This window comes from Acinetobacter sp. HA, from assembly GCF_000264725.1.
Classification (GTDB): Bacteria; Pseudomonadota; Gammaproteobacteria; order Pseudomonadales; family Moraxellaceae; genus Acinetobacter; species Acinetobacter schindleri.
Genome location: NZ_AJXD01000096.1, coordinates 120,360 through 145,845, shown reverse-complemented (window position 1 = coordinate 145,845; position 25,486 = coordinate 120,360). Strand labels below are relative to the sequence as shown.

Below are 25,486 nucleotides of genomic sequence, written 5' to 3'. Positions count from 1 at the left end.
AAAAATCAATTTGCAATGCCTGATGTCCTATCTTGGCATGTAGAGCTTTGAGGTCAATCTCTGGTTCTTGTTGTGCTGTTGGTCGTGAAAAAATATTGACTGATTGCTCAAGCAGTTGATTTTTCCAATCGATGATTTGGTTTTGATGTAAATCGAATTGAGTAGAAAGTTCAGCGAGTGTGTGGTCGCCTTTAATTGCTGCGAGAGCAACTTTAACTTTAAACTCTGCTGAATGATTACGACGTTTTCTTCGTGTCATGGTTGACTCCAAAAACAAGCATTTCCCATGCTTATTGGGGAGTAGATTATCACTTATAGGCATGGTCTAAAATCCTAGACCCACATCACACCCTCGGATAAATTATAAGTACCGTTTAAAGACAATGTACCGAAACCTGCACTCTTCTTGTTGTCGTAGCCAACAATATTACCCTCACGTTCGCTAATACGACTTTGACCATCAACAATGCGCCAGTAAGCACCCAAGGTATAACGATCTTGGATATAACGAAGATTAACGCGCCCCTCTAAAGGTGCAATTTGTGGCAACGGCGTATTATTGGTCGTGTTTTCACCCCAAGCATACATTGCGCTCACATCGGCTTGAATGGCGTCAGTAAATTGATAACCAATACCTGCTTCTGCACCGGCAATGACAGCATCAACATTTTTAGAATCAGCTGCATTGATCCCATGTCCTGTTTTTTTGTCAGCATCATAATTAATTAAAATATAATCCTGAATTAGACCTGTATATGCAGACACCCAAGAGTTCAATGCACCATGATGATGTTGATAACCGAGATCAAGCTGTAAAGTTTTTTCATTTTTTAAGTCCTTAAAGGTCGATGGTGCTTGCCCGTTGAGGTCTGTTTTGAATAATTCCCAATAATCAGGTACACGTTCTACATAACCTAATCCTATATACGTTTTGCCGTCATCATGGTCAGGATGGGTATTTTCAAAACGAATAAAAGCACTCGGTAAGGTTTCTGTACGCTCAAGGCTACGTTTAACAGCATCAATGCTAACCTGATCGATACGCAGACCACTAACTAACTTATTATCTCCACCCAAGTCATAGCTCAACTCACCAAAACCACCAATCGACTGAAACTCCATATCTGTCGTAACAGGTGAGTTCATCATTGGCATAGTCGAATGATACATCCCCCCGGCATGTTTATTAAGTTGTGAATCCACCCCTGTTATAAGCTGGATGTTTTCCCATTCATTTGTTACCGCTAAGCGCCCATTTAAAGTACGGCGTGTAACCGTCATTGCTTTATCGGGTTCAGCAACATCACGTAAACTAAAATTATCCATCACGTGGTCATTAAAATTGTAGTTGACCTGTGCTTCAATTTTTTTGATTACATCTGTCACATTTTTCTTTTCTACACGTAGACCTAAGCTTTCACGGGCAAACTGTGAACCATCCATCATACGACCAGCATACACTGCTTCACCATCGGCCTTACCACCGGTCAGTTCTACCCAGGTGTTTTCATCGGGTGTCCAGCCTAAAGCCAGATCAGCATTCCAGCGTTCCCAGTCTGATGGCACAGTATTGCCATTACCATCCTGATAGCTGTTGGCTACCGAGCGGTTGGTATTGAGACGAATATATTTCTGCTCATCACCTGCTGCAACTTCGACATTATGATCAAGACGCCCGAAGGAACCCATCAAAATACTGGCCTGACCACGATAGTGATGATCTCCATCAAACTGTTCCGGGCTACGTTCAAAAATCACGGTAGCTGCTGAGCCGGTATTGGCATACTGAACCGTTTGTGGTCCTTTAATCACCGAAATACGGTCATAGCTTTCTGGCGAAATATAAGAGGTTGGTGAATCCATCCGGCTTGGGCAGGCACCTAGATTTTCTGTGCCATCGGTCAAGATTTTAATACGCGAACCGAACATACCGCGGAAAGTGACATCACCATTGGTACCAGCCCCACTATTAACCGAGCTAAAGCCCACAATACTTTGCAGATAATCAGCACCATCACTGGCAGGAATGGGTTGAATCGGCTGTTTCGGATCTGCACGCACAATCAGACCATTAGCATCATTACCTGTAGCAGAAGTCACCACAATTGGAGCCATGGTCTGTACTGGCATGGTTTCATTTGCCAGCACCATTGAAGAATAACAAGCAACACAAATCGCAGCCACAAGTGGCTGTAAAGAAAATTTAGGCTGAGCCATTTCTATCTCACTGAATACATAAATTGAACACGGCCTAAGTCAATTAAGACCCAGGCAAAAACAACGTGGATTTATGCAAACAGTGGTGGTGCCCTGCCCTGTGGTAGCAGAAAGAGTTGTTGCAGAACAAACCAGACATGACTGAATGCTTGTTTAAATGCAATCAGTCGAACCTGGATTCGATCCAGTACTTCTTTTAGATCCAGTTCAGGTGGCAGAACCAGATTGCCGTAGACGGTACAGTACTGACATTGATGATTGGCATCATGATGGTCATGGGCACCTTCTACAGACGCAGTCTGAATACTGTGGTCAGCATGATGAGAATGAGCAGCGTGATGCTCATGTGATAAAGGCAACAAAAGTGCACGCGTAATGGTTTCACAGACCGGAGCAACCTGATATTGCTTCGGCAGCAAAGGCTGCAGGAATACAGCGATCTGTAAAAATACGGCTGCCAGAGAAAGTAGCAACCCGCCACGTGTCACCATAGGAGAAGGGCAAATAAAAATTTGTCACCGTTAATTATAGCAAAGCCCAGTAAAAACTGGGCAATAATCAATGCATGAATACGACAAAATACTTAGCGTTTCACTGCAACTTTGGCTTTATCACGCTGACGTGCTGCCTTTTCAATTTTTTCACGGGCACGCTGGCGCTTCAAAGGTGATAAATAATCCACGAAAAGTTTACCATTTAAGTGGTCCATTTCATGCTGGATACACACAGCCAACAGGCCATCTGCCTCAACCTCAAATGCTTGACCTTCAAGATTAATTGCTTGAATTTTTACACGTGACGGACGCTCAACTTTATCGTATATTTGAGGTACTGATAGACAGCCCTCTTCGTATGGCTGTGTTTCTTCAGTCAATGGTGTAATTTTGGGGTTAATGAACACCATGGGTTGATCTTTATCTTCAGACAGGTCCATCACAATCAGCTGAATATGACGATCGACTTGTGTCGCGGCTAAACCGATGCCGGGCGCTTCATACATGGTTTCAAACATATCTGCAGCGAGCTGACGAATTTCATCAGTAACCTCTTCGACTGGTTGTGCAATGGTACGAAGACGGGGATCCGGGAAACTTAAAATAGGTAATAAGGCCATACTGCGTCCTCAATTATGCCATTGATCAAAAAACCAAATGAAGGAATGCTTCATTAAAAAATTGTGTGTAAGATCGTTATTATAACGCAACTTACATACATAATTTTAGGAATTATGATAATGAAAAAGGTTTTGAAGGGCATGCCATCTTTTAGTGCCTTGGGGATTAAAAATCAAATGCTCGCACTTGCAGTTTGTGTGGGTGTTGGTATGGGGACAATTTCAACTACACATGCAGCACCAGCTCGTAATGTCAATCCACCAAGCCTGAAAGCATCAGCACCGAATGTCTATGTGGTAAAAAAAGGTGACACATTATGGGATATTTCCAAGCGTTTTCTTAAAAATCCGGTACGCTGGCCAGAAATCTGGGCAGGTAATAAGCATGTGAAAAATCCACACTGGATTTTTCCAGGTGACCGTCTGCTGATGTGCGATTACCAGGGCCGACCAATCATTGGTAAAGATGAAGGTGATGGCTGTACCGGTATCATCAATCGCTACCTTGGCACGAATAAGTTACAGCCTCAGGTACGTATTGAATCGCTCAACAATACCATTCCTGTTATTCCTTTAGCCCATATCCAGCAATGGCTAGAGCGCTATACAATTATGGCAGCAGACTCTATTGAAGGCACTCCTTATATTCTGGGTACGGCTGATCAACGTGTACTGGCCGGTAAAGGTCAGAAAGTTTATGCACGTGGGAATGGCCTGGAAGTAGGTCAACGTTATGCAGTATACCGCGAAGCTGAACCTTATATACTGACTGATGCTAATGGTAAAAAATACACTGCTGCTATAGAACTACAGCAGGTCGCTTCTGGTATTGCAATCCGTGGTGAAGGTGATATCACCACACTGGAACTGACCGACAGCTATAATGCTGAAGTCCGCCGTGGTGACCGGGTACTACCAGAATATGATCCAATGCTGCCTACCCTGTTCTATCCAGTAAATGCGGAAAACAACATTTCAGGTGGTCAGATCATTCGTGTATTGGGTTCAATTGGTACAGCTGCACGTCATAGTGTTGTCACCATTGACCGTGGCATAGCACATGGCGTTCAGTCTGGTCATGTGTTTAGTGTGAATCAGCAAGGTGAAGTCGTGACTGATCCAAAAACCAAAGAGCGTGTGCAGCTTCCGGGCGAACGTATTGGTAATGTCATGGTCTTCAAAACGTTTGATCAGTTCAGCTATGCCTATGTCCTAGACAGTGAATTGCCGATCAAAGTGGGCGCTACCATTCAGCCACCGCTGCTGGACGAATAATTTACAAGAACTTTAAGATGATGCTGTGATTCAGCATCATCTTAACCTCATTACTCATTATAAAAATAAGAAGACGCAAGATAGGTCTCAATATGTTGAATTCGTTATCTACGACTCAACTGGACAACATTCGCTTATGGTATGTAGTCCAGCACTCCCTCACCAGTTTCTATCGCTTATCTGAATATTATGAAAATCTTGCTGATGCTGTTCAGCCGGATCAAGTCGAGACCTGGCTAAAACTAGGCGTTCATAAAAATCATATCCAGCGGCTTCAGGATTTCAATTGCAAAGATTCCCAGCGCGAGTTTCAGTTTTGTCTGGAGCAGATCCAGAAAACTTGCGACTTTATTTTATTACATAATGAAGCGGACTATCCTCAGCAACTGAGTCATTACGCCGATAAACCGCCGATTGTATTTGGTCAGGGTAAAGCCGACAGTTTATTACAGCCACAGGTGGCAATTGTGGGCAGCCGCAAACCGAGCAATCACGGTCGTCAGATGGCTTATGATTTTGCGTATTACTTAAGTGAACAAGGTTTTTATATCAATAGTGGACTGGCGCAAGGCATTGATGAAGCGGCACATCGGGCAGCGCTACAGCAGCATCGTACGATTGCAGTGATGGGCACGGGTCTGGATCAAACCTATCCGGCGACAAATCAGCCATTAAAAGAACAGATCATTGCCCAAGGCGGCACGGTGATTACAGAATTTTTGCCCGGTACTCCGCCTCTGCAATATCATTTTCCACGGCGTAACCGTATTGTAAGTGGACTGAGTCTGGGTGTTATTGTGGCTGAAGCTGCACTGAAAAGTGGCTCACTCATCACCGCCAAACTGGCTGCCGAACAAGGAAAAACCGTGTTTGCGATTCCTGGACATATCTACAGTGAAAATCACAAAGGCTGTCACCAGCTCATCCGCGAAGGTGCAATTCTGATTGATCATCCACACCAGGTGGTTGAAGATCTGGCATTAGCCACCCAATGGCAGGCAGCTGAACAATTTTCTAAAGCAGAAAATAGTGAACCCGAATTGATCGAGATTCCAGCACACCTGATTCCGCTCTACAACCAGCTCGACTGGATCGGACAAGGCCTAGATCAGATCAGCATTCAACTCAGCCAGGATGTTTCCACAATCACAGCACAGTTGATGGAACTGGAATTACTCGGTTTCAGTACACAGCAATCCGGTATGTTTCTACGTTGTCGTACAGGCAAATAAGGTTCACAATAGCCCTTTGTTGTTTTTAAAAGGTATATACATGATCACCACCTCTGTTGCCGAAGCAGCGACATTCCTGAAACAAGGACAAGTCTTGGCATACCCTACAGAGGCTGTCTGGGGTTTGGGCTGTGACCCTCACAATGAACAGGCATTTCACCAGATTTTAACCTTAAAACAGCGCCCGATTGAAAAAGGCGTGATTTTACTCGCAGCTCATATTTCACAAGTGGAACATTTACTTCAGGATCTAAGTGAAGAAATGCGTGAAAAAGTAATTGAGTCTTGGAGTAATGATCGACCTACAGACCGGGCAACCACCTGGTTACTCCCTGCCAATGACGATATTCCAGGCTGGATTAAAGGCAAACACCCTAAAGTGGCAGTGCGCGTGACCACTCATCCTCTTTGTGTAGCCTTGTGTCAGGCTTTTGGCGGTTTTATTGTTTCAACCAGTGCCAATCCTGCCGGCTTAGAACCTGCACGTTCCCTGCAAGATGCCATGCGTTATTTTGGTCAGGACCTGAATTATCTGAATGGTGATCTGGGACTGAGCCAGAAACCAAGCCGGATTATTGATGCTGTAACAGGTGAAATTATTCGTGACTGAGCCTTTGCTCAGTCATTTTTCTTTTCAAGCCGACTAAAGTTTTAAGACAAAAAAAAGCTCAACCATATAGGGATGGTTGAGCATAAAAAAGGATGTGTATTATCACATCCAGAGGGTATCGAAATCTCTGGGCATTTCAGCAACAGTCGCTAATCTGCGATGGAGCGTATTATGGGCGAACAGTTTAAAAAAACAAATATATTTTAGCTCTTAAAAAACAGCTTAAACCTATGATTAATCAATCATTATTTGAAAAAAATTCAAATTATCTTGCTCTTTTTAAAGTGCTTTTTAAAGAAGCTAAAAGCTACTCTTCTCGACTAAAGTCTATTTGCCTTTATTCACGAGATCATTCAAGCAAAAAATTAAGTTTGTTTGTTCGTTTTTTGGGCAACTATTTGGCTTTCAGGAGCACTGGCGCCACAGTTTTTTCTGGGCCAGCACAATTCCGAACAGAATAATCGCCCCACCAATACTGTGATAAATGGTCCAGGCCTCTTTTAACCAGACAAAGGCAATTAAAGCGGTAAACACCGGCATCAGGTTCATAAAGATACTGGTGCGGGTCGGTCCCAGACGCTGAATCGCCATCATCCACACCAAAGGGGCAATTAATGAAGGGAAAATACTGGCGTAGATAACGCTGCCGGCATTGGTCATATTGATGGCATCAAGACCCAACCAAGTCACAAACGGCAGGTGATACAGCAGCGCAAACAGAATCTGCACATACAGGCTCAGCATTAACGGAATCTGCAGCTGCCATTTTTTCAGAAAAACCCCATAAAAGGCATAGAAAAACACGGCGATAATCATCAGCAGATCGCCCCATTGGCCGCCGGCATGCAGCAGGCCCCAAGGATTGTCCTGCCCCATCACATAGATCAGCCCGGCAAAGGACAACAGACTGCCAATAATGGCGTAGCGATTCGGAATATCGCGCAGAATCAGCATCGACACAAAAATGGTAAAAATCGGAATAAAGGCATTAATAATGCCCATATTGGTGGCGGTGGTGTAATGTGCAGCGGTATAAGCCAGTCCCTGATACAGCACCAGACCAAAGGCACTCAGCACTGCCAGCTGTTTCAGATGCGGTACAATCAGGGCACGCTCACGAATCACCCGCGGCAAAATAAACGGGGTTAGAATCAGAAAGGCAAAAAACCAGCGATAAAAACTGATGCTCACCGGCGAGATAAAGTCGGTCACATAGCGGGTCACGACAATATTCAGTGACCAGATCAGTACCGCAGTCAATGGCAGTAAAAATGCCCACCACACTACCTTGTGTTGCTGTGTCATATACTCATCCATAAAGTGTAGGGTTCAGCATTGTCTGCAAGTCCAAGCCAGCAGCTTTCAATTCAACGCCGTTATTGTGTAGCACAAGCATAATTGATTTTTCACATAAAATTAATGCATGGATTTAAATTTACCCGACTGCCCTACATGTTTTTACTTGTACTCAGCCGGAATACCCGTTACAACATTCGACAGGATAAACACATCAAAAACAGGACTTCATATGAGCACTTCAGTCTACGACATTCCAGTATTAAGCATTCAGGGTGCAGAATTCACTCTCAATCAGTATCAGGGCAAAGTTTTGCTCATCGTCAATGTGGCATCTAAATGTGGCCTGACTCCACAATATGAAGGCTTGCAAAAGCTGTATAACGAGAAAAAAGCCGAAGGTCTGGAGATTCTAGGTTTCCCATCAAATGATTTCCTGGCACAGGAGCCAGGCAGCGAGAAGGAAATCCAGGAATTCTGTTCAGTAAACTATCAGGTCGATTTCCCGCTATTTGCCAAGATCCCGGTCGTTGGAGAAGCAAAACATCCTTTATATGCTGCTTTAACCCAAGCGATTCCTGAACGTACCGGTGAAGGCCCATGGTGGAAAGATCTGGTTGATTACGGCCTGACTCCAAACCAGCCACCTGAAGTGCTATGGAATTTTGAAAAATTCCTGGTCAATAAAAATGGTGAAGTAGTGGCTCGCTTTGCACCGGATATTACTGCAGATGATCCACGTATCATCGATGCAATTAATGCCGAATTGGCTAAATAATTTGCAATAGTAATATAAGCATCTCTCATGGTTAGAGATGCTTATATTTTTTAATTAAAAAAAGATATGTATATTAATAAAATCATTCAATTTACTTCTTCTATTTTCCTTCCAGATTTTAATATTTACACTACACTCTCTTCAATTTCAAACACCTCTGCCAGCCTATGATGAGCTCATACACAAACACACCGCCATAATGAAAGGTAAAGTATGAAAACGCTGGTTAAAGCAATTGTTTTATCGATCTCAACTGCACTGGTTGCTATTCCTGCCATGGCTGCGCCTCAGGATCACCATCAATATAGCAAGTCGCATGCTCAACAACAGCATCATGCTCCTCAGCACCATCAGCAAAACAAACACCCAGCTCAACAGCATAAACAGGGTTATAAAAAGTTGATCCATCACGTGATTGGCGAGTAGGTCAAAAAGTTCCGAGCCAATACCAAAGCAAAATCTATAAAGTGGATCACAGCAAATATAAACGACTCAACAAGCCAGGTAGAAATCAGCAATGGATTAAAGTGAATGGCGACTATATTCTGATGAATGTCGTTAACGATAAGGTCATTAAAATTATTGCAGCTTAAACCCTGCTCTCCTCGGTGAAAAAAGAGCGCTTTGACGCTCTTTTTTATGTTTGAATATCTATAGTGAAGCCTTTTTTGTTATTCATTTGCAACTCTCCGCATTTTCTACAAATTTCATCCCTATATTAATGCCTGTAAGCAGTAAATGATGAGCACCCCAATGAAATTTAAGCAAATTCTCCAAAATAGCGTACTACCTTTTGCCCTTTTTGCAGGTGCATTGAGTTTGCTGGGATGTGATCAGGTTTCTGCCCCTGCTTCATATACTGAAAAACCGGAGCAACAGGATGTAGCAGAAGAACAGACAGCAGTATCAGAAAATACTGAAGTACAGCAATCTTCTGCAGACCTTAAAAGTGGCAATATGTTCTACATCGTACGTGATGTGGCCGATTTGCAGTTAAAGGCTGGTGATTACGTGACTCAGCTGAAGCAAACCCAGACTGAACTGGAAACTGCAGTCAGTGAAAAAGATACTTCTCAATTGCAGAGCGCCGCAATGCAATTGCAACAGCAATTAAAAGGCTTTAACCAGACTTTAAGTGGCTTAAACTTGAAAAGTCAGGAAGTTGATCAGGTACGTAGCAACCTGATGAATGCCAACCAGCAAGCATTGGCATCTCCTTTCCTGAATGGCCAGATGGATTTCAGCCAAGTGGATTTCCAGAAGCTGGAAAAACAGATGGGAAATATCCAGTCTGAAATGATCAAGCTGGCCGCAATGATGATTCCTGAGAAACCATCCCAGGCAGCAGAACAGGAAAGTTGATCTCAGTTTTATAGATGACCCAGGCTCCTTGATAAACCAGTCACCAGACTGGTTTATTACTATTAAATATAGATTAATAGAAGAAGCGGTCTAAAAAGCCGCTTCTTTACTAGAAGAATAGGACAGAAAAGTCATTATTCTTTAGGGCTTTTCACGACGACTAAACGTTTTTGGGTGAATTCTCTGAAACCGTCGATCGATAATTCATGCCCATAACCAGAGTTTTTGATACCACCGAATGGCAGCTCTGGTGCGGTATCAGTAAACCAGTTAATCCAGATCATGCCGGTCTCGACCCGTGAAGCCAGTTTTTTGGCACGCTCGATATCTTGAGAATGAATCACACCGCCCAAACCATAATGCGAATCGTTGGCAATCGAAACGATTTCATCTTCATCTTTTGCCACATAAATTTGAGCGACCGGGCCAAAGAATTCTTCATACCAAGCCGGATTATCACGGCTGATATTTTCCAGAATAGTTGGCTGATAGAAATTACCTTCATGTTCATAAGGCTTACCACCAGTCAGCACAGTAGCACTATGCGCTACCGCCTTATCGACCTGTTTGGTCAGTTTTTCCAACGCATCTGCCGAAGACAGTGGGCCAAGAGTAGTTTCAGAATCCAATGGATCACCAATTTTTAAGCCTTCAAAGACCTCGAGCATGCCCGCTTTAAATTGTTCTGCAATTTTCTCATGCAGGATAAAACGTTTAGCTGCTGTACAAACTTGCCCCGTGTTATTGACGCGTGCCTGACAGCCGATTTTGATCGCTTTTTCCAGATCAGCATCATCCAGCACAATGAATACATCATTACCGCCCAGTTCTAAAGTCGATTTGGTAACATGTTTCCCAGCCTGCCCTGCTACCGCACGCCCTGCGCCTTCTGAACCCGTGAGAGCAACGCCTTGTACACGCGGATCTGCGATAATATCTGCAACCTGATCGCTACTGATAAATAAATTAGTCCACACACCTTTCGGCGCGCCTGCATCCAGAATCAACTGTTCGAAAGCTTCAGCACATTGCGGAACGATACTGGCGTGCTTGGCTACCACAGGGTTGCCAATCGCGCAGTTGGGAGCAAAAACACGCATCAATTGATAGAATGGGAAGTTCCAGGGTTCTACCGCCATAATAATGCCTAAGGGATGATGCTCTACCCATGCTTCTCCTAGTTCCGTTTCATAAGACACCGGAGCTAGAAACTCTTTGGCGTGATCAGCGAAGTATTCGGCAATTTTGGCGCAAGATTCAATTTCACCTTCACTCTGTTTAATCAGTTTACCCATATCCAGCGTCATGAGCTTCGCCAGTTCGGTTTTTTGTTCACGTAATTTTTGCGCGATATTCCTTAGTACTTCAATACGTTGATCAATCTGTTGTGGCCAGTCTGACTTGAGAATCTGTTCTGCCTGATCCAGCGCATTTTGTATATGCTCATCTGTATGTGGCGAATAGTCTTTCAATTTTTGATTGGTAAATGGGTTAATAGATTGATATGCCATGACTTTCCCTTTTTCAATTATAAGTTTTGCTTGTTTTTGAACTCGTCAATTCAACTTAAACAAGCTTGTATCTGGGGTAATCACTTAACTTAGCATTGATTTTTTTATGTTCAGGGAATATTTACAGATTGGTTCAAAACATTACTGAGAAAGGGTAAAAGTTATATCGTGTGGTACAAAATATAATTATACGGGTTGGTTAAAAAGCTATTTAACAGATCTAACAAGCGACTACTTTTTTTACTAGACTTATAAGATAAGTAGATTCAAACTGAATTTTTACAATAAAAAAACCACCCTTTCGGGTGGTTTTTCAATCTTAAACCAGCAATTACATTGCACGGTTTTTGATTTTTCGGATCGTTTCCAGCTGAGCAGCAGTTTCTGCAAGAGCAGCCAAAGCAGCAGCAGCGTCCAAATCGCCCTTTTGATTTGCTAGCAATTGTTCAGCGTGTTTACGCGCTTCAATAATTGCCGCTTCATCCAAGTTTTCTGCACGGACTGCTGTATCAGCAAGAACCGTAACAACATGCGGTTGAACTTCTAGAACACCACCAGATACATAGATTAATTCTTCTGTACCGTTTTCCAAAATAACGCGGATCGCGCCAGGTTGGAGCAAAGTTACCAGCGGAGCGTGACCAGGCATAATACCTAACTCGCCGCCAGCACCTTTAGCAATTAGCATAGTTACAGTGCCTGAGTACAAAGACTCTTGAACACTTACAACGTCACATTGCATAGTCGCCATGAGAATCTCCTAAATTAGGGAACTAATTAAAGTTTCTCAGCTTTAGCAATCACTTCGTCAATACCACCAACCATATAGAACGCTTGTTCTGGGATGTGATCGTATTCACCAGCTAGAAGACCTTTAAAGCCACGAATCGTTTCTTTAAGCGGTACAAGTTTACCAGGAGCACCAGTAAACACTTCAGCTACGTGGAACGGTTGAGAGAAGAAACGTTGGATCTTACGTGCGCGATACACGATAAGTTTGTCTTCTTCTGACAATTCGTCCATACCAAGAATTGCGATAATGTCTTTCAATTCTTTATAACGTTGAAGAACGTTTTGAACTGAACGAGCAATTTCGTAGTGTTCTTGGCCAACTACAAGTGGATCTAACTGACGTGAAGTAGAGTCAAGTGGATCGATCGCAGGGTAAATACCTTGAGAAGCGATGTCACGGCTCAATACAACAGTTGCGTCCAAGTGAGCGAACGTAGTTGCAGGCGATGGATCTGTTAAGTCATCGGCAGGTACGTATACCGCTTGGATTGACGTAATAGAACCAGACTTAGTCGATGTAATACGTTCTTGAAGAACACCCATCTCTTCTGCAAGAGTCGGTTGGTAACCTACTGCAGATGGCATACGGCCTAGAAGTGCTGATACTTCAGTACCCGCTAGTGTATAACGATAGATGTTGTCGACGAACAATAGTACGTCACGGCCTTTACCGTTTTCGTCTTTTTGATCACGGAAGTACTCAGCCATAGTCAAACCAGTCAACGCTACGCGTAAACGGTTACCTGGTGGCTCGTTCATCTGACCGTAGACCATTGCTACTTTGTCTAGAACGTTAGAGTCTTTCATTTCGTGATAGAAGTCATTACCTTCACGAGTACGTTCACCAACACCAGCAAACACAGATAAACCTGAGTGCGCTTTCGCGATGTTGTTGATCAACTCCATCATGTTTACAGTTTTACCAACACCGGCACCACCGAACAGACCAACTTTACCACCTTTCGCGAACGGGCATAGTAAGTCGATGACTTTAATACCAGTTTCTAGAAGGTCAGTAGAAGCCGCTTGTTCTGCATAAGAAGGCGCTTGACGGTGAATTGGTAAACGCTCTTCAGTCGCAACTGGACCAGCTTCGTCGATCGGGCGACCAAGAACGTCCATGATACGACCTAGAGTCGCTGTACCTACTGGTACAGAAATCGGAGCGTTAGTGTTAGTTACGTTCAAACCACGCTTAAGGCCTTCAGTAGAACCCATTGCAATAGTACGAACTACGCCATCACCAAGTTGTTGCTGAACTTCTAATGTAGTTTCAGTACCGTCAACTTGGAGAGCGTCATAGATCTTAGGAACGCTGTTACGTTCAAACTCGACGTCGATAACCGCGCCGATGATCTGAATGATACGACCGCTACTCATTGCTGTCTCCTCAATTCAAACTAATATATGTTAAACGGCAGCGGCACCACCAACGATCTCAGAAATTTCCTGAGTAATCGCGGCTTGACGCAGCTTGTTATAAATAAGTTGCAGGTTCTTGATCAAATCACCCGCGTTATCTGTTGCAGCTTTCATTGCAACCATACGAGCAGACTGCTCACACGCGATGTTTTCGATCACACCTTGATACACCACAGACTCGATGTAACGAACCAACAAGCCATTTAAAAGCTCTTCAGCTTCAGGCTCGTAGATATAGTCCCAACCGTATTGACGGTTAAGCGTCTTGTCTTCTTCAGCAGCTGCTAAAGGAACAAGCTGTTCGATCTTTTGGTTTTGAGTCATGGCGTTGACAAAGCCGTTAGATACTAGATAAATACGATCTAACTCGCCTTTATCGTAAGCGTCTAACATCACCTGTACAGAACCAGATAACTGTTCAAGACTTGGAGTGTCGCCCACTTGAGTGGTTGCACCAAGTACTTTACCGCCGTAGTTTTTAAAAAACGAAACCGCTTTTTGACCAATCAAAGCAAATTGAACTTCAATTGACTGCTCTTGTTGCTGTTGAACGTGTTTTACCACTTTCTTGAACAGGTTAATGTTCAAACCACCAGCAAGGCCGCGATCTGATGACACGATGATATAGCCAACGCGCTTTACAGGACGTTCAACCATATAACGGTGTTTGTATTCAGGATTCGCTTGAACCAAGTGAGCAATTACACGGTGCATATTTTCGGCATACGGACGGCCTTGAGCCATGCGCTCTTGCGCACGACGCATCTTAGAAGCTGCTACCATCTGCATCGCGCGAGTAATTTTCTGCGTGCTTTTGATACTAGCTACTTTGGCGCGAATTTCTTTTAAATTTGCCATACGCTTAACCTAGTATTCGAAGGCCCTTTCGAGCCCTCGAAGGTTGATTCCGTGAACCAAACCAACACTAATTAGCAAGTTGCTAAATTAGTAAGTTTGAGTCGCTTTGAACTTTTCAATACCCGCTTTGAATTCAGCTTCGATATCTTTGTCCCAAGCACCAGTCTCGTCAACTTTTTGCATAACTGCAGCATGTTCTGAACGGAAGTAAGAAATTAACGCAGCATCAAAGTCTACGATTTTCTTCACTTCTACGTCAGCCATATAGCCTTCGTTAGATGCATAAACTGATACAGCTTGGTCAGCGATTGAGTATGGAGCATATTGTTTTTGCTTCATAAGCTCAGTTACGCGTTGACCGTGTTCAAGCTGTTTACGAGTTGCTTCGTCAAGGTCAGAAGCGAACTGAGCAAACGCTGCCAATTCACGGTACTGTGCAAGTGCAGTACGGATACCACCAGACAATTTCTTGATGACTTTAGTCTGCGCAGAACCACCAACACGAGATACAGAGATACCCGCATTCACAGCAGGACGAATACCCGCATTGAACAATGATGTTTCAAGGAAGATCTGACCGTCAGTAATCGAAATTACGTTGGTTGGTACGAATGCAGATACGTCACCCGCTTGAGTTTCAATAATCGGCAATGCAGTTAATGAACCAGTTTGGCCTTTAACTTCACCGTTAGTGAATTTCTCAACGTAGTCAGCAGATACACGAGAAGCACGTTCAAGTAGACGTGAATGTAGATAGAACACGTCACCTGGGTAAGCTTCACGACCTGGTGGACGACGAAGAAGCAATGAAATTTGACGATATGCTACAGCTTGTTTAGACAAGTCATCATAGATGATCAGAGCATCTTCACCGCGGTCACGGAAGTATTCGCCCATTGTACAGCCTGAGTACGGAGCAAGGAAAAGCATTGCTGCTGGATCCGCTGCCGCTGCCGCTACAACAGTTGTATACGCCATAGCGCCAGTTTCTTCTAGCTTGCGCACAACGTTAGCGATAGTCGATTGTTTTTGACCAATTGCTACGTATACACATTTAATGCCAGAGTTTTTCTGAGCGATGATCGCATCGATCGCCATAGCTGTTTTACCAGTCTGACGGTCACCAATGATCAACTCACGCTGACCACGGCCTACTGGGATCATTGTATCTACTGATTTATAACCAGTTTGTACAGGTTGATCCACTGATTGACGCCAAATTACGCCTGGTGCTACTTTCTCAACAGCATCAGTCAGTTTTGCATCAATAGGGCCTTTACCATCAATCGGGTTACCAAGAGCATCTACTACACGGCCTAAAAGTTCTGGACCAACCGGAACTTCTAATACACGACCTGTGCAACGCGCTTTTTGACCTTCTTGAAGGTTTAAGTAGTTACCTAAAACAACGACGCCCACTGAATCCTGTTCTAGGTTCAGTGCCATACCGTATAAGCCGCCGTCGAATTCGATCATTTCACCGTACATTGCATCAGCAAGGCCGTGAATACGCACAATACCGTCGGATACCATAACAATGGTACCTTCGTTTTTAGCGGTCGCGCTGGTGTCCAGATCGCCGATACGCTGTTTAATGAGCGCACTGATCTCGGATGGATTCAGTTGTTGCATTGCGCTATACCTCAATCTTTTTAAAGTTCAGTCTTCTTATTTCTTAAGCAAGAAGACGAGTACGCATTTTTTCAAGCTTATTAAGCGCAGAATCATCTATCACTTGGTCGCCTGCACGAATAACCACACCAGCAATAAGCTCTGGTTTAACTTCTACAGAAACATTTACCGCCGCTTCGAATTTTTTCTCTAATGCGTGAGTAAGGAGTTGTTCCTGTACAGAAGTCAATGGGAATGCTGATTCAATCACAACATCCACAGTATTGTTATTCTGTGATTTGAGCTGTTCATATTCTGCAGCAATTTCAGGAAGCAAAGCCAAACGTGCGTTTTCAGCAAGCATTGTCAAAAAGTTTGACACTGCAGGCGTTTGGTCTTCGCCTAAAACTTTAGCAAAAAGTGTCACCTGCTCAGCAGGTGTCAACTCAGGGCGATTTAGATAAGCTGAAAATGCTTCGTCTTGCACCGCAGCACTGAGCAATTCAAGTGCAGTTGACCAAGAGTCAGCTGTACCTTGCTCAGAAGCGTAAGCAAATGCTGCTTTAGCGTAAGGGCGTGCCAACGTCAAGAGTTCGGCCATAATCCGCCTCTCTTAAAGTTTAGCAGCCAGCTGAGTCAGCATGGCATTGTGAGCTTCTGCGTCAACTTGCTGGCTAAGAATTTTCTCAGCGCCAGCAACTGCAAGAGCAGCCACTTGTTGACGTAATTCTTCGCGAGCAGAATTGATTTCAGTATCAACAGCTTCTTTAGCCTGTTGACGAATACGCTCACCTTCAGCTGACGCTTGAGTACGAGCTTCTTCTACCAATTGCGCTGCACGACGGTTCGCTTGTTCGATCAATTGAGCCGCTTGTGCTTTTGCCGCGTCCAGTTCAGCTTTCACTTGTGCTTGCGCATCTGCAAGGTCAGCCTTCGCTTTTTCAGCAGCATTTAAGCCATCAGCGATTTTACGCTGACGTTCACTAATCGCATTGATTAGTGGTGGCCATACAAACTTCATGCAGAATGCGACGAAAATCGCAAACGCAATCGCTTGGCCAAACAATGTGAGGTTGATATTCATTGCAAATTCCTCAAATAGTGAATTTCGGAATTAAGCTGATTAACCTACAAATGGATTAGCGAAGATGAAGAACAAGCCAATACCAACACCGATCATAGGCACAGCATCAAGAAGACCCGCGATTAAGAACATACGAGTTTGAAGTTGTGGAGCCAATTCTGGTTGACGAGCTACAGCTTCAAGGAAACGGCCGCCTAAAAGACCAAAACCAATCGCAGTACCTAAAGCACCGAAAGCGATCAAGATAGCAGATGCAATTGCAACTAGACCTAAAGTGAGTTCCATGATAATTCCTCAGAGGTTAGGTTTTATACCAAATTAAGTTAAAAAATTGTGCCCAACCATCCCGTGACAGTTAGGCAATACCATTAATGCTTTTCGCTTGCCATGCTCAAGTATACGATAGTCAGCATCATGAAAATGAATGCCTGTAGCGTAATAACAAGAATGTGGAAGATCGCCCAAGGCACAGATAACGCCCACTGGATCCAGAACGGTAATAACGCGATAAGAATGAAGATTAACTCACCCGCATACATGTTACCGAACAGTCGTAGAGCCAATGAAACTGGACGTGCAAGGAAGGTTACCAATTCCAGAATCAAGTTCACTGGAATAAGGATCGCTTTTGCAACTGGGTTACTTGGGTTAAATGGGTTAAGTGCTAGTTCACCAACGAAGCCGCCAACACCTTTTTCACGGATGCTGTAGAACAAGATAAGTGCAAATACAGACAATGACATACCAAGGGTAATGTTAGGGTCAGTAGATGGAACGATCTTGAAGTATACGTGGTGTGGATCAATACCAAGAAGGCTACCAATCACGTGTTGAGCGATATAAGGAATCCAGTCAACAGGGATCAAGTCCATCAAGTTCATGAGGAAAATCCACACGAAGATGGTTAGCGCTAGTGGAGCGATCAAACGCGATTTTCCGTGGAAAGTATCGCGTACACTTGAGTCAACAAACTCGATAATCATTTCGATTGCAGACTGGAACTTGGTAGGAACACCAGAGTTTGCAGCTTTCGCTACGATCCAGAACATGAAACAGAAAAGAATACCAAGGCCGATTGACCAACCCATTGAATCCAAGTGAATAGCAGTGAACCCCATCTGTTGAGCTTCAGCACCATTCTCGGCCAATTTCCATGTACCGTCCGGCATTTTGCCATAGGTCATGTTGGTCAAGTGGTGCTTGATGTACTCGGTCGAAGTAAGGGCATGTTCTTCAGCAGCCATAAATCACACCTGGTCAATGTCAAAAACTAATGAAACTTACGAATATCGCGTGCTGCTTGATATCTCGCTTATTTCTGAAAAAACTTTTCAATTTTTGCTGCGCTTAAACTCGTCTTTGTAGACGTGACACCCAAAACGGAGCGACCCACGACATGGCTTGAACGAGTATAAAACCACAAAACAATGCAACCGGGGATAACGGCTTGACATTGCTTAAAATCAAAATGAATCCAACAATCACAATTGCAAACTTACCGAGCATGCCCCTATACATGTTCGATAGAACTTGTTTGGAAGCTCGCGCGCCCGCAGCACGAAACGACTGCCAGCTAAAGTAGCAGGTCGCCAGCCAACATACGAATGCACCCAAGGCTGCACTCAAGGCTGCGGTTGTGTCCTTCAGAACCCAACCTAACAACGCTGAAACGGGTATCATTACTGCTTGCAAGATGACTAAAGCTTTCGCTAATCGTCGGTCAATCAAGCGACTAGTTCGGCTCATTATTTATTCACTCACAGCAATCATGCTTGACAAGTTTAGCTGATGATTATTTTTAATCGCAGGCATTATAGAGTTACACCCTTTAACATGCAATCTTTTCCCGAGCTTAGCTTCGAAAAATTCGATGGTTCAATCGTTTCTAAAATAAGCAAAAATCGATCACTTTTTAATCATTATCGAGAATTTAGCACACATTTGTTCGTTTGATCAGCTAATTGTTGCCAGCCTTGGATAAAGTCCCCTGCCCCACTCATGCTTTCGTCTACATGCTGGAAAACTACCGGGTTCAGTTTTCTGTACTGATTGGCATTGGCATGTCCCTCAGCCAGTAGACACATTTTGGTCTGTGCGCGGGTATCCTGCAGGTACTTGATCTGTGCAACCGTTGGTGACACATGCGGATCATCGGTGAGTGCACCCATAAACTTCAGGTTTAGCGGACGCTCTAGATATTGATAGGCATCATGATATGACCAATAGGGGCGTGGCTTAGAAGTTGAACTATAACGTTGTGCTGTCGTTAGCATATTTTGTGCAAAAGCACGTGCATTTTTCCAGTAAGTTTCACGGTACTGTGGCATTTGCTGTGAACGCAGCGCAGCAATAAAGAAACCGATGCGAACTGCATTATTTGGGTCCAGCCAGACATGTGTATCAACCGTATTTTTTAAGGCTTCACCACGCGGATTACGCATTGGCAAAGGATTAATAATGCTGGAATCCAGAATTGCGATACTTTTATTACTTTCTTCGAGTACTTTTGCTAAAGGCGCTTCATGGGCCTGTCCCAGCCAGATCACCAGCCCCGCATCCTGAATGGTTTTACGGTGTGCCGGGGTGAGGCTGACATCATGACCGCTTTGATTGGCCAATAATAAAGTCGGCTGTTCCACACCTTGAGTAATGGTCTTGGCAATCAGATAAATCGGCTGCGTTGAAACCACCAGACTTTGCGACCAGCTAATGGTACTGAACAAAGCCAGGCTACACAGGGCAAGGAAACGGAACATGAAGAGAAATCGCTATATAAGGACAAATTTAATAGTGTTATAATATAACAAAATTACAAAAATACCTATGCCCAATCGAAACTCTGGGCGCTTCATGTTAAGATTTGAAATCTTTTAATTTTCAGTTTCGCACCTGAGGTGAACTATGGGTTCATGTTCGCACGAACACCACAATGCATTGCACGGCGTACACGACCATCCAAATGTCGCGCAACGTCTGGCCGAAGCAGAGAGTCTTTGTGCGGCAAGTGGCGCACGCCTCACTCCTTTACGCAAAGAGGTACTGGAACTGATTCTGAATGCAAGCGGCCCGATGGGTGCGTATGACCTGCTGGCACAAATGAAAAATGCCAGCGACCGTCCTGCTGCCCCACCAACGGTGTACCGTACACTCGACTTTCTATTAGAAAAAGGCTTTATTCACCGCCTGACCTCTATTAATGCCTATATTCCCTGCTGCCATCCGCGTGAAGGCCATCAGGCGGCATTCTTGATTTGTACTGAATGTAAAGCAGTCAAAGAAGCATCTGCACAAGGTTTATTAGAACAACTGGATGCCTTGGCGGCTTCAGACGATTTTAGTGCACACCACAGCATTATCGAAATTTCAGGAATCTGTCAGCAGTGTCGCAACAAAGCTTGAATGCATCACCCTTGATCCAGCTTTCCAAGATCTGGGTCAATATTGATGATCGTGACATTTTAAAGGCGATTGATTTCTCTTTGCAGGAGAAAGAGATTGTTACGCTGATTGGTCCAAACGGTGCCGGTAAGTCGACTTTAATAAAGGTCATGCTTGGGATCGTCAAACCGAAATCCGGTGAAATCAAAACGGCGCGCAAGCTGAAATTCTCTTATGTGCCACAAAAATTCAATCCTTCACATAGTTTACCGCTACGGGTCAAAGATCTGCTGGCGTTAGAAAAATGCCCTTCAGCTATTAAAGCTGAAATTATCCGTGATACCGGTATTGCCAAACTGGAAAATTCTAAAGTACAACAGCTTTCCGGCGGTGAACGTCAACGTGTCCTGCTAGCACGCGCCTTATTACGTCAGCCGGATATTCTAGTACTGGATGAGCCAATGCAGGGACTGGATATTCAGTCCGAAGCCGAACTGTATGAATATGTGCGTAGCCTGCCAGAAAAATATGGCTGTGCCATTTTAATGGTCTCACATGACCTGCAGTGGGTGATGCAAGGTACACATCGTGTGGTCTGCTTGAACAAACATATCTGTTGTAGCGGCCTGCCAGAAAGCGTACAGCAACATCCAGAATATCAAGCCATTTTTGGTACCAATCGGGTGTTCTACCAGCATCATCATGACCATTGTGCGCATGGTGACTCCGCGACACCATGCCAGCACGATTCACGCCCTCACATTCACCCCGAGCCGGAAGCTTAAGCCATGATGGATTGGTTATCTCTCCTATTACCTGCATGGATTATGGGAACACTCTTGGTGTTCCTGACCGCACCACTCGGTTGTCTGATGCTGTGGCGCCGTATGTCTTTCTTTGCAGATACGATGGCACATGGTACTTTGCTCGGTGTTGCAATTGCTGGTGCGATGAGCCTGCCACTCTGGATGGGGGTCAGCTTTATTGCAGTCTTATTGGTCGCTGTACTTTGGGTACTGTATGACCCGCGTTTGCCGAATGATGCATTGTTGGCACTCTGTTCAGCAACCCTGCTCTGCTCAGGTTTATTATTCATTCAGCATTTACCGAGTTTAAGACCGGAACTGCTTAGCTATTTATTTGGTGATCTACTCACTATTTCATGGACAGATCTTCCTACTTTTGCTGTCGTGATTATCTTGGCATTGGCCGTTCTGTATAAAAGTTGGCAGGCGCAAATCCAAATTGCGATTGATCCTGATATGGCGATCAGTGAAGGCGTGAATGCAAAACTGCAGCGTCTGATCTTTATGTTGTTACTGGCCCTATTCACCGTATTGGCACTTCGAGCAGTAGGTTCACTTCTAATGGGAGCCTTACTGGTTATTCCGGCACTAACGGCTCGCTTGCTGGCGAACTCACCAAGACAAATGGTGATCTGGGCCTTCGTGATTGCTCAGATTGGGGTTACGGTTGGTCTCTGGTCAAGTGCAGGCCTCAACACTTCGACAGGTCTAACCATTGTTCTGACCATGTCAGTACTGTTTGCCCTGATCTTCTGTATACAGAAATTTAAGAAACTGAGTTAAGTCATGCAGAGCAAACGCTATTTGATTAGTGCCTGTTTGCTCGGTCATAAAGTCCGTTACGATGGACAGGATTGTCTGCTCAAGGAACTGTTGCAACATCTGCTACCTGACCAATATGTCAGTCTTTGCCCTGAAGTCAGTGGCGGCTTAGCCATCCCCCGCCCGCCTGCCGAGATTCAATCTGGGAATGGTCACGATGTACTGCTACGCCACGCGCATGTTGTCGATATAAATGGTATAGATATTTCAGAGACTTTCATTCAAGGCGCCTATGCTGCTTTAGATCTTGTCCGAAGATTTCAAGTGACACATGCCATCCTCAAAGCCAATAGCCCATCTTGTGGCAGTGACCTGATTTATGATGGATCATTTACTGGAACAAAAATTCAAGGCCAAGGCGTCACTGCTGCCCTGTTGCAACAACACGGCATCATTGTGATGACCGAACAAGATTTTTTGAAACAGCTAAAAGTTCGACCTGAGTAAGCTCACCCCCTATTCAAAATGGCAAACATAATCCACAACTTCCCGGCATAACAGTTTAAACCGACTATGTTTAGGTACATAGAAAGATTGCCCTGGTACATAACGCTGATAATGCGCATCCTCACCGATCTGCACCAGACATTCACCGGAAATAATTTCCAGACGTTCTGCTACAGCAGTTTCAAACACAATCGGCTGTTCTGTCGGCAGGAACACACCTAAAGTTTTTTGAGTACCATCCGGCAACTGAATGCAATGACTGATACAACAGCCATATTCGTGGATGGTTGGTTTTTTAATAATAGACACGCAGTCGAATTGACCAGACATAGGAATACCTTTTTTATTATTTTTATGTTTTGTATTCAAAAGCTAGCGACATCACATTGTTTTTATTTTTGTGTAATGCACCTTTATGTTTAAGCCTGATGCACCAAACTGAGCAAGGTTGCAGCGCAGGCAAACAGCACGGCAAAGCTGCGATTTAATATTTTTTGTTGCTTTGCTGATGTCAATAATCTTAAAACTTTCGCTGCCAATCCGGTATAACCCGCCATCACAATCAGATCAATGGTGACCATGGTTGCTGCCATAATCACGTACTGAATCCACTGAGGTTTGGACAGATCCAGAAACTGTGGCAACACCGCAAGCAGGAACACAATTGCCTTTGGATTACTCATATTCACAAGAAAACCATACAGCACCAATTTCCCCGCTGACTTACGGGTTAATTCATGTTGAATCTCAATCGACTGCATCGGCGCAGTCCACTGTAAATATGCTAGATAGAGCAGATAGCCCACACCGAACCATTTCACCAGCAGAAATGCCCAAGGTGATGTCGCAAACAGTACCCCTGCCCCGGCAGCGACAATGGCGATTTGAACCAGTAAAGCCAGCTGCAAGCCTAAAGCATTCCAGTAGCCATGTCGAAAACCGTAATTCAGGCCACTCGACATCGAAGCAATGGCGCCCGCACCCGGGGAAATGCTAATCACCCAACAGGCCAGCATGTAGGCAAACCAAACTTGATAGGACATGAATCTGCTCGATAGAAAACTTGAAGCGTATTATATGACTTTTCAAATATATTCAGATCAAAATCTCGCTAAAATTTAATCTGAATACTATTCACCCTGTATGGCTTCAGGCACAATAGTTCGATTAAATACAGGAATTTTTATTACAGGAGCCATGAATGACAGCCCAATCTGTAATTTTGCCATTACCTTCAGATCATGCTCGTTTTATTGTTTTACGTCTTAAAGATCTCAGCATTGAAGATTTTAAAGAGCAATTAGAGCAATTATTTACGACACGTGATCGTCTGATTACTCAACATCCTAATGCGCAAATTAAAACAGGCGTGGCTTTTGGTCCTGAATTGTGGGCGAAACTTTATCACCAAGCTCCTGTAGGCTTTAAACAACTCGAGCCGATTCAAGGTTCGTTTGATATGCCTGTTGTTCCTGCAGATGTACTGATTCATATTGCTAGCGCACGTGCTGATATCTGCTTTGCTTTAAGTCAGGCTTTCTTTGAAGGAATTCGCGATCAAGTTGAAGTGCTGGATGAACGTGTCTGCTTCCGCTATTTTGATGGACGTGATATTACTGGCTTCATCGATGGTACTGAAAACCCGCAATTCCCGGATGATCGCGCTGAAGTCGCTTTAGTCGGTGAAGATGCCGGTATTTTCCAGGATGGTTCATTTATTTTTGCACAGCGTTATGCGCATAATCTGGAAAAATGGAAAAAGCTAAAAGTTGATGCTCAAGAGCAAGTGATGGGTCGTACCAAGCTTGAATCAATTGAGCTCGATGATGATGTAAAACCTGCCAATGCACACGTTGCTCGTACAGTAGTTGAAGACGAGGAAGGTGAAGAAATGGAGATTTTACGTCATTCCCTGCCTTATGGTGATGGTCGTGGTGACCAAGGCCTGTTCTTCATTGCCTACACCAAAGATTTAAACATTATTGATGCCATGTTAGAGCGTATGTTCGGTACGTCTGGCGATGGAATCCATGACCGTTTGCTCCACTTCGTAACTCCCATGGATGGTGCGTATTACTTTGCGCCGAGTGAAGAGTTGCTGGAAGAGGTTTTGGAAGGGTAAAATATAAGGTCGATGAATGCTACATTCACTATAATGTAGCAATCTAAAAAATTATTTTTCAAGAAAATTTCTATAATTAATATTTTCACACCCTAGAGTAAATGTTAAGCACTTTAAATCTGAATCTAAAATCAATTTATAGTCATTAATTTTCCTGTTACTTTCTCTAATATTTGCATTATATAAATATTTTTTCTCTTCTTTAATATAAGAAAAATTATCACCAGCCAATATACTCCCATAATCACTTTCTAAATTAGTAGATGAAGAATTTACTACTGGAGCTTCAATAACTAAATTTGACAACTTATTATATATAAAAAAGTTAGATATAAATTTTTTATAAGGTCTTTTCACATAATCTAATTCACTAAATTCCCTTATCCGAAAGGCAACTATTTTTTTATCTTGATAAAGTATTTTTAAATCTACAGTTGATTTTAAAGGCACAGTACCTTGATATAAAATATAATTTTTTTGATTATTTAAAACTTCGACGCCATAACTCTTAAGAATGTAATCTCCACCAGAATATTTTTTGTTTTTATCCCCATAATCAACTAAACTTAATTTTAAATTTTTATTTAATTGAGAGAATCTACCAAATTGATCCAGAAATAAAACTGGTTCTTTAATTTGGGTAGCACTTTGCTGGTAATCATTCCAATCTACACTTTTTGCGTGACATGATAGTGAAAAGAAGCTACTGCTAATTATTACTATAGATTTAAGTATTTTCATATTTTAAG

At 43.6% G+C, this 25,486-nt stretch carries 28 protein-coding genes and 2 pseudogenes; 11 read left to right on the top strand and 19 right to left on the bottom strand.

Translation table 11 applies throughout. From position 1 onward, the window contains the following. The 4 genes and pseudogenes from HADU_RS13640 to def all read right to left on the bottom strand — a co-directional run. Window positions 1-259 (bottom strand): IS3 family transposase (locus tag HADU_RS13640; RefSeq protein ID WP_010591825.1); only part of this gene is annotated, 259 nt, incomplete at its 3' end. An 86-nt stretch (window positions 260-345) separates the two neighbouring features. Further along, window positions 346-2,217: pseudogene (locus HADU_RS13635) on the bottom strand (TonB-dependent copper receptor); the annotation flags it as partial. Window positions 2,218-2,288: 71 nt separating this feature from the next. After that, a complete protein-coding gene (locus HADU_RS13630; protein ID WP_004895276.1) occupies window positions 2,289-2,708 on the bottom strand; it encodes a DUF2946 family protein in 420 nt (139 codons plus the stop codon). A gap of 92 nt (window positions 2,709-2,800) precedes the next feature. Further along, on the bottom strand, window positions 2,801-3,331 hold the full coding sequence (gene def, locus HADU_RS13625; protein WP_005220256.1) for a peptide deformylase: 531 nt from the start codon (window positions 3,329-3,331) through the stop codon (window positions 2,801-2,803). Window positions 3,332-3,451: 120 nt separating this feature from the next. Between def and HADU_RS13620 the strand changes: the two genes are divergently transcribed. From HADU_RS13620 to HADU_RS13610, 3 genes are all read left to right on the top strand, one after another. Continuing rightward, window positions 3,452-4,606, top strand: a complete 1,155-nt coding sequence (locus HADU_RS13620; RefSeq protein ID WP_008307283.1) for a LysM peptidoglycan-binding domain-containing protein — start codon at window positions 3,452-3,454, stop codon at window positions 4,604-4,606. 92 nt (window positions 4,607-4,698) lie between these two features. Then, a complete protein-coding gene (gene dprA / locus HADU_RS13615; protein ID WP_008307282.1) occupies window positions 4,699-5,838 on the top strand; it encodes a DNA-processing protein DprA in 1,140 nt (379 codons plus the stop codon). 40 nt (window positions 5,839-5,878) lie between these two features. Further along, complete coding sequence (locus HADU_RS13610) at window positions 5,879-6,448, top strand: Sua5/YciO/YrdC/YwlC family protein (protein WP_004814272.1); 570 nt, start codon at window positions 5,879-5,881, stop codon at window positions 6,446-6,448. Window positions 6,449-6,853: 405 nt separating this feature from the next. On the opposite strand, the gene HADU_RS13605 is transcribed toward HADU_RS13610, so the two are convergent. Then, window positions 6,854-7,753: a DMT family transporter gene (locus HADU_RS13605; RefSeq protein WP_004814267.1), complete on the bottom strand. Its 900-nt coding sequence runs from the start codon at window positions 7,751-7,753 to the stop codon at window positions 6,854-6,856. Between the two features lie 223 nt (window positions 7,754-7,976). Between HADU_RS13605 and HADU_RS13600 the strand changes: the two genes are divergently transcribed. The 3 genes and pseudogenes from HADU_RS13600 to HADU_RS13590 all read left to right on the top strand — a co-directional run bounded on the left by HADU_RS13600 (window position 7,977) and on the right by HADU_RS13590 (window position 9,884). Next, window positions 7,977-8,522, top strand: a complete 546-nt coding sequence (locus HADU_RS13600) for a glutathione peroxidase (RefSeq protein WP_004814265.1) — start codon at window positions 7,977-7,979, stop codon at window positions 8,520-8,522. A gap of 213 nt (window positions 8,523-8,735) precedes the next feature. Next, window positions 8,736-9,115, top strand: a pseudogene (locus HADU_RS16130) (RcnB family protein). A gap of 160 nt (window positions 9,116-9,275) precedes the next feature. Then, entirely contained in the window at window positions 9,276-9,884 is a 609-nt protein-coding gene (locus HADU_RS13590; protein WP_008307278.1) for a hypothetical protein, read from the top strand. A 134-nt stretch (window positions 9,885-10,018) separates the two neighbouring features. Here HADU_RS13590 and HADU_RS13585 read toward each other — a convergent pair whose 3' ends face one another. The 11 genes from HADU_RS13585 to HADU_RS13535 all read right to left on the bottom strand — a co-directional run bounded on the left by HADU_RS13585 (window position 10,019) and on the right by HADU_RS13535 (window position 19,918). Further along, the gene (locus tag HADU_RS13585; protein WP_008307277.1) at window positions 10,019-11,395 is read right to left on the bottom strand and encodes an NAD-dependent succinate-semialdehyde dehydrogenase; all 1,377 of its coding nucleotides are present in this window, start codon (window positions 11,393-11,395) and stop codon (window positions 10,019-10,021) included. Window positions 11,396-11,726: 331 nt separating this feature from the next. Beyond that, window positions 11,727-12,146: a F0F1 ATP synthase subunit epsilon gene (locus tag HADU_RS13580; RefSeq protein ID WP_004814254.1), complete on the bottom strand. Its 420-nt coding sequence runs from the start codon at window positions 12,144-12,146 to the stop codon at window positions 11,727-11,729. A gap of 26 nt (window positions 12,147-12,172) precedes the next feature. Next, window positions 12,173-13,567 (bottom strand): F0F1 ATP synthase subunit beta, encoded by a 1,395-nt coding sequence (gene atpD / locus HADU_RS13575; RefSeq protein WP_004895294.1) that lies wholly within the window; start codon window positions 13,565-13,567, stop codon window positions 12,173-12,175. Window positions 13,568-13,597: 30 nt separating this feature from the next. Then, on the bottom strand, window positions 13,598-14,467 hold the full coding sequence (gene atpG / locus HADU_RS13570) for a F0F1 ATP synthase subunit gamma (RefSeq protein ID WP_004814251.1): 870 nt from the start codon (window positions 14,465-14,467) through the stop codon (window positions 13,598-13,600). A gap of 87 nt (window positions 14,468-14,554) precedes the next feature. Continuing rightward, on the bottom strand, window positions 14,555-16,099 hold the full coding sequence (gene atpA, locus HADU_RS13565) for a F0F1 ATP synthase subunit alpha (protein WP_004814250.1): 1,545 nt from the start codon (window positions 16,097-16,099) through the stop codon (window positions 14,555-14,557). Between the two features lie 43 nt (window positions 16,100-16,142). Continuing rightward, window positions 16,143-16,679 carry a F0F1 ATP synthase subunit delta gene (locus HADU_RS13560; protein ID WP_004814249.1) on the bottom strand — a complete coding sequence of 179 codons (537 nt, stop codon included), beginning with the start codon at window positions 16,677-16,679 and terminating at the stop codon, window positions 16,143-16,145. Between the two features lie 12 nt (window positions 16,680-16,691). After that, window positions 16,692-17,162: a F0F1 ATP synthase subunit B gene (locus tag HADU_RS13555; protein ID WP_004814248.1), complete on the bottom strand. Its 471-nt coding sequence runs from the start codon at window positions 17,160-17,162 to the stop codon at window positions 16,692-16,694. Window positions 17,163-17,201: 39 nt separating this feature from the next. Further along, entirely contained in the window at window positions 17,202-17,447 is a 246-nt protein-coding gene (atpE, locus tag HADU_RS13550; RefSeq protein ID WP_000424060.1) for a F0F1 ATP synthase subunit C, read from the bottom strand. 83 nt (window positions 17,448-17,530) lie between these two features. After that, the gene (gene atpB / locus HADU_RS13545) at window positions 17,531-18,406 is read right to left on the bottom strand and encodes a F0F1 ATP synthase subunit A (protein ID WP_008307155.1); all 876 of its coding nucleotides are present in this window, start codon (window positions 18,404-18,406) and stop codon (window positions 17,531-17,533) included. A 103-nt stretch (window positions 18,407-18,509) separates the two neighbouring features. Further along, window positions 18,510-18,908 (bottom strand): ATP synthase subunit I, encoded by a 399-nt coding sequence (locus HADU_RS13540; protein WP_004814246.1) that lies wholly within the window; start codon window positions 18,906-18,908, stop codon window positions 18,510-18,512. Window positions 18,909-19,081: 173 nt separating this feature from the next. Next, complete coding sequence (locus HADU_RS13535; protein WP_008307153.1) at window positions 19,082-19,918, bottom strand: metal ABC transporter solute-binding protein, Zn/Mn family; 837 nt, start codon at window positions 19,916-19,918, stop codon at window positions 19,082-19,084. Between the two features lie 145 nt (window positions 19,919-20,063). Between HADU_RS13535 and HADU_RS13530 the strand changes: the two genes are divergently transcribed. Genes HADU_RS13530 through HADU_RS13515 form a run of 4 tightly spaced genes read left to right on the top strand, consistent with a single transcriptional unit; the run spans window position 20,064 to window position 22,615 of the window. Next, complete coding sequence (locus HADU_RS13530; RefSeq protein ID WP_005233384.1) at window positions 20,064-20,561, top strand: transcriptional repressor; 498 nt, start codon at window positions 20,064-20,066, stop codon at window positions 20,559-20,561. Further along, window positions 20,543-21,325, top strand: a complete 783-nt coding sequence (gene znuC / locus HADU_RS13525) for a zinc ABC transporter ATP-binding protein ZnuC (protein ID WP_005233382.1) — start codon at window positions 20,543-20,545, stop codon at window positions 21,323-21,325. The genes HADU_RS13530 and znuC overlap by 19 nt, the downstream gene beginning before the upstream one ends. A gap of 3 nt (window positions 21,326-21,328) precedes the next feature. After that, window positions 21,329-22,129, top strand: a complete 801-nt coding sequence (gene znuB, locus HADU_RS13520) for a zinc ABC transporter permease subunit ZnuB (protein WP_008307149.1) — start codon at window positions 21,329-21,331, stop codon at window positions 22,127-22,129. 3 nt (window positions 22,130-22,132) lie between these two features. Then, entirely contained in the window at window positions 22,133-22,615 is a 483-nt protein-coding gene (locus HADU_RS13515) for a DUF523 domain-containing protein (RefSeq protein ID WP_008307147.1), read from the top strand. 9 nt (window positions 22,616-22,624) lie between these two features. Here the strand turns inward: HADU_RS13515 and HADU_RS13510 are convergent, their stop codons facing one another. Together HADU_RS13510 and HADU_RS13505 are read right to left on the bottom strand one after the other, a co-directional pair. Then, complete coding sequence (locus HADU_RS13510) at window positions 22,625-22,945, bottom strand: pyrimidine/purine nucleoside phosphorylase (protein ID WP_004895307.1); 321 nt, start codon at window positions 22,943-22,945, stop codon at window positions 22,625-22,627. Window positions 22,946-23,034: 89 nt separating this feature from the next. Next, window positions 23,035-23,658: a LysE family transporter gene (locus tag HADU_RS13505; RefSeq protein WP_004814234.1), complete on the bottom strand. Its 624-nt coding sequence runs from the start codon at window positions 23,656-23,658 to the stop codon at window positions 23,035-23,037. 158 nt (window positions 23,659-23,816) lie between these two features. On the opposite strand from HADU_RS13505, the gene HADU_RS13500 reads away from it, so the two are divergent. Then, window positions 23,817-24,737: a Dyp-type peroxidase gene (locus HADU_RS13500; protein ID WP_004814231.1), complete on the top strand. Its 921-nt coding sequence runs from the start codon at window positions 23,817-23,819 to the stop codon at window positions 24,735-24,737. A gap of 51 nt (window positions 24,738-24,788) precedes the next feature. On the opposite strand, the gene HADU_RS13495 is transcribed toward HADU_RS13500, so the two are convergent. Then, complete coding sequence (locus HADU_RS13495; RefSeq protein WP_004814229.1) at window positions 24,789-25,478, bottom strand: hypothetical protein; 690 nt, start codon at window positions 25,476-25,478, stop codon at window positions 24,789-24,791. Window positions 25,479-25,486: the final 8 nt, after the last annotated feature.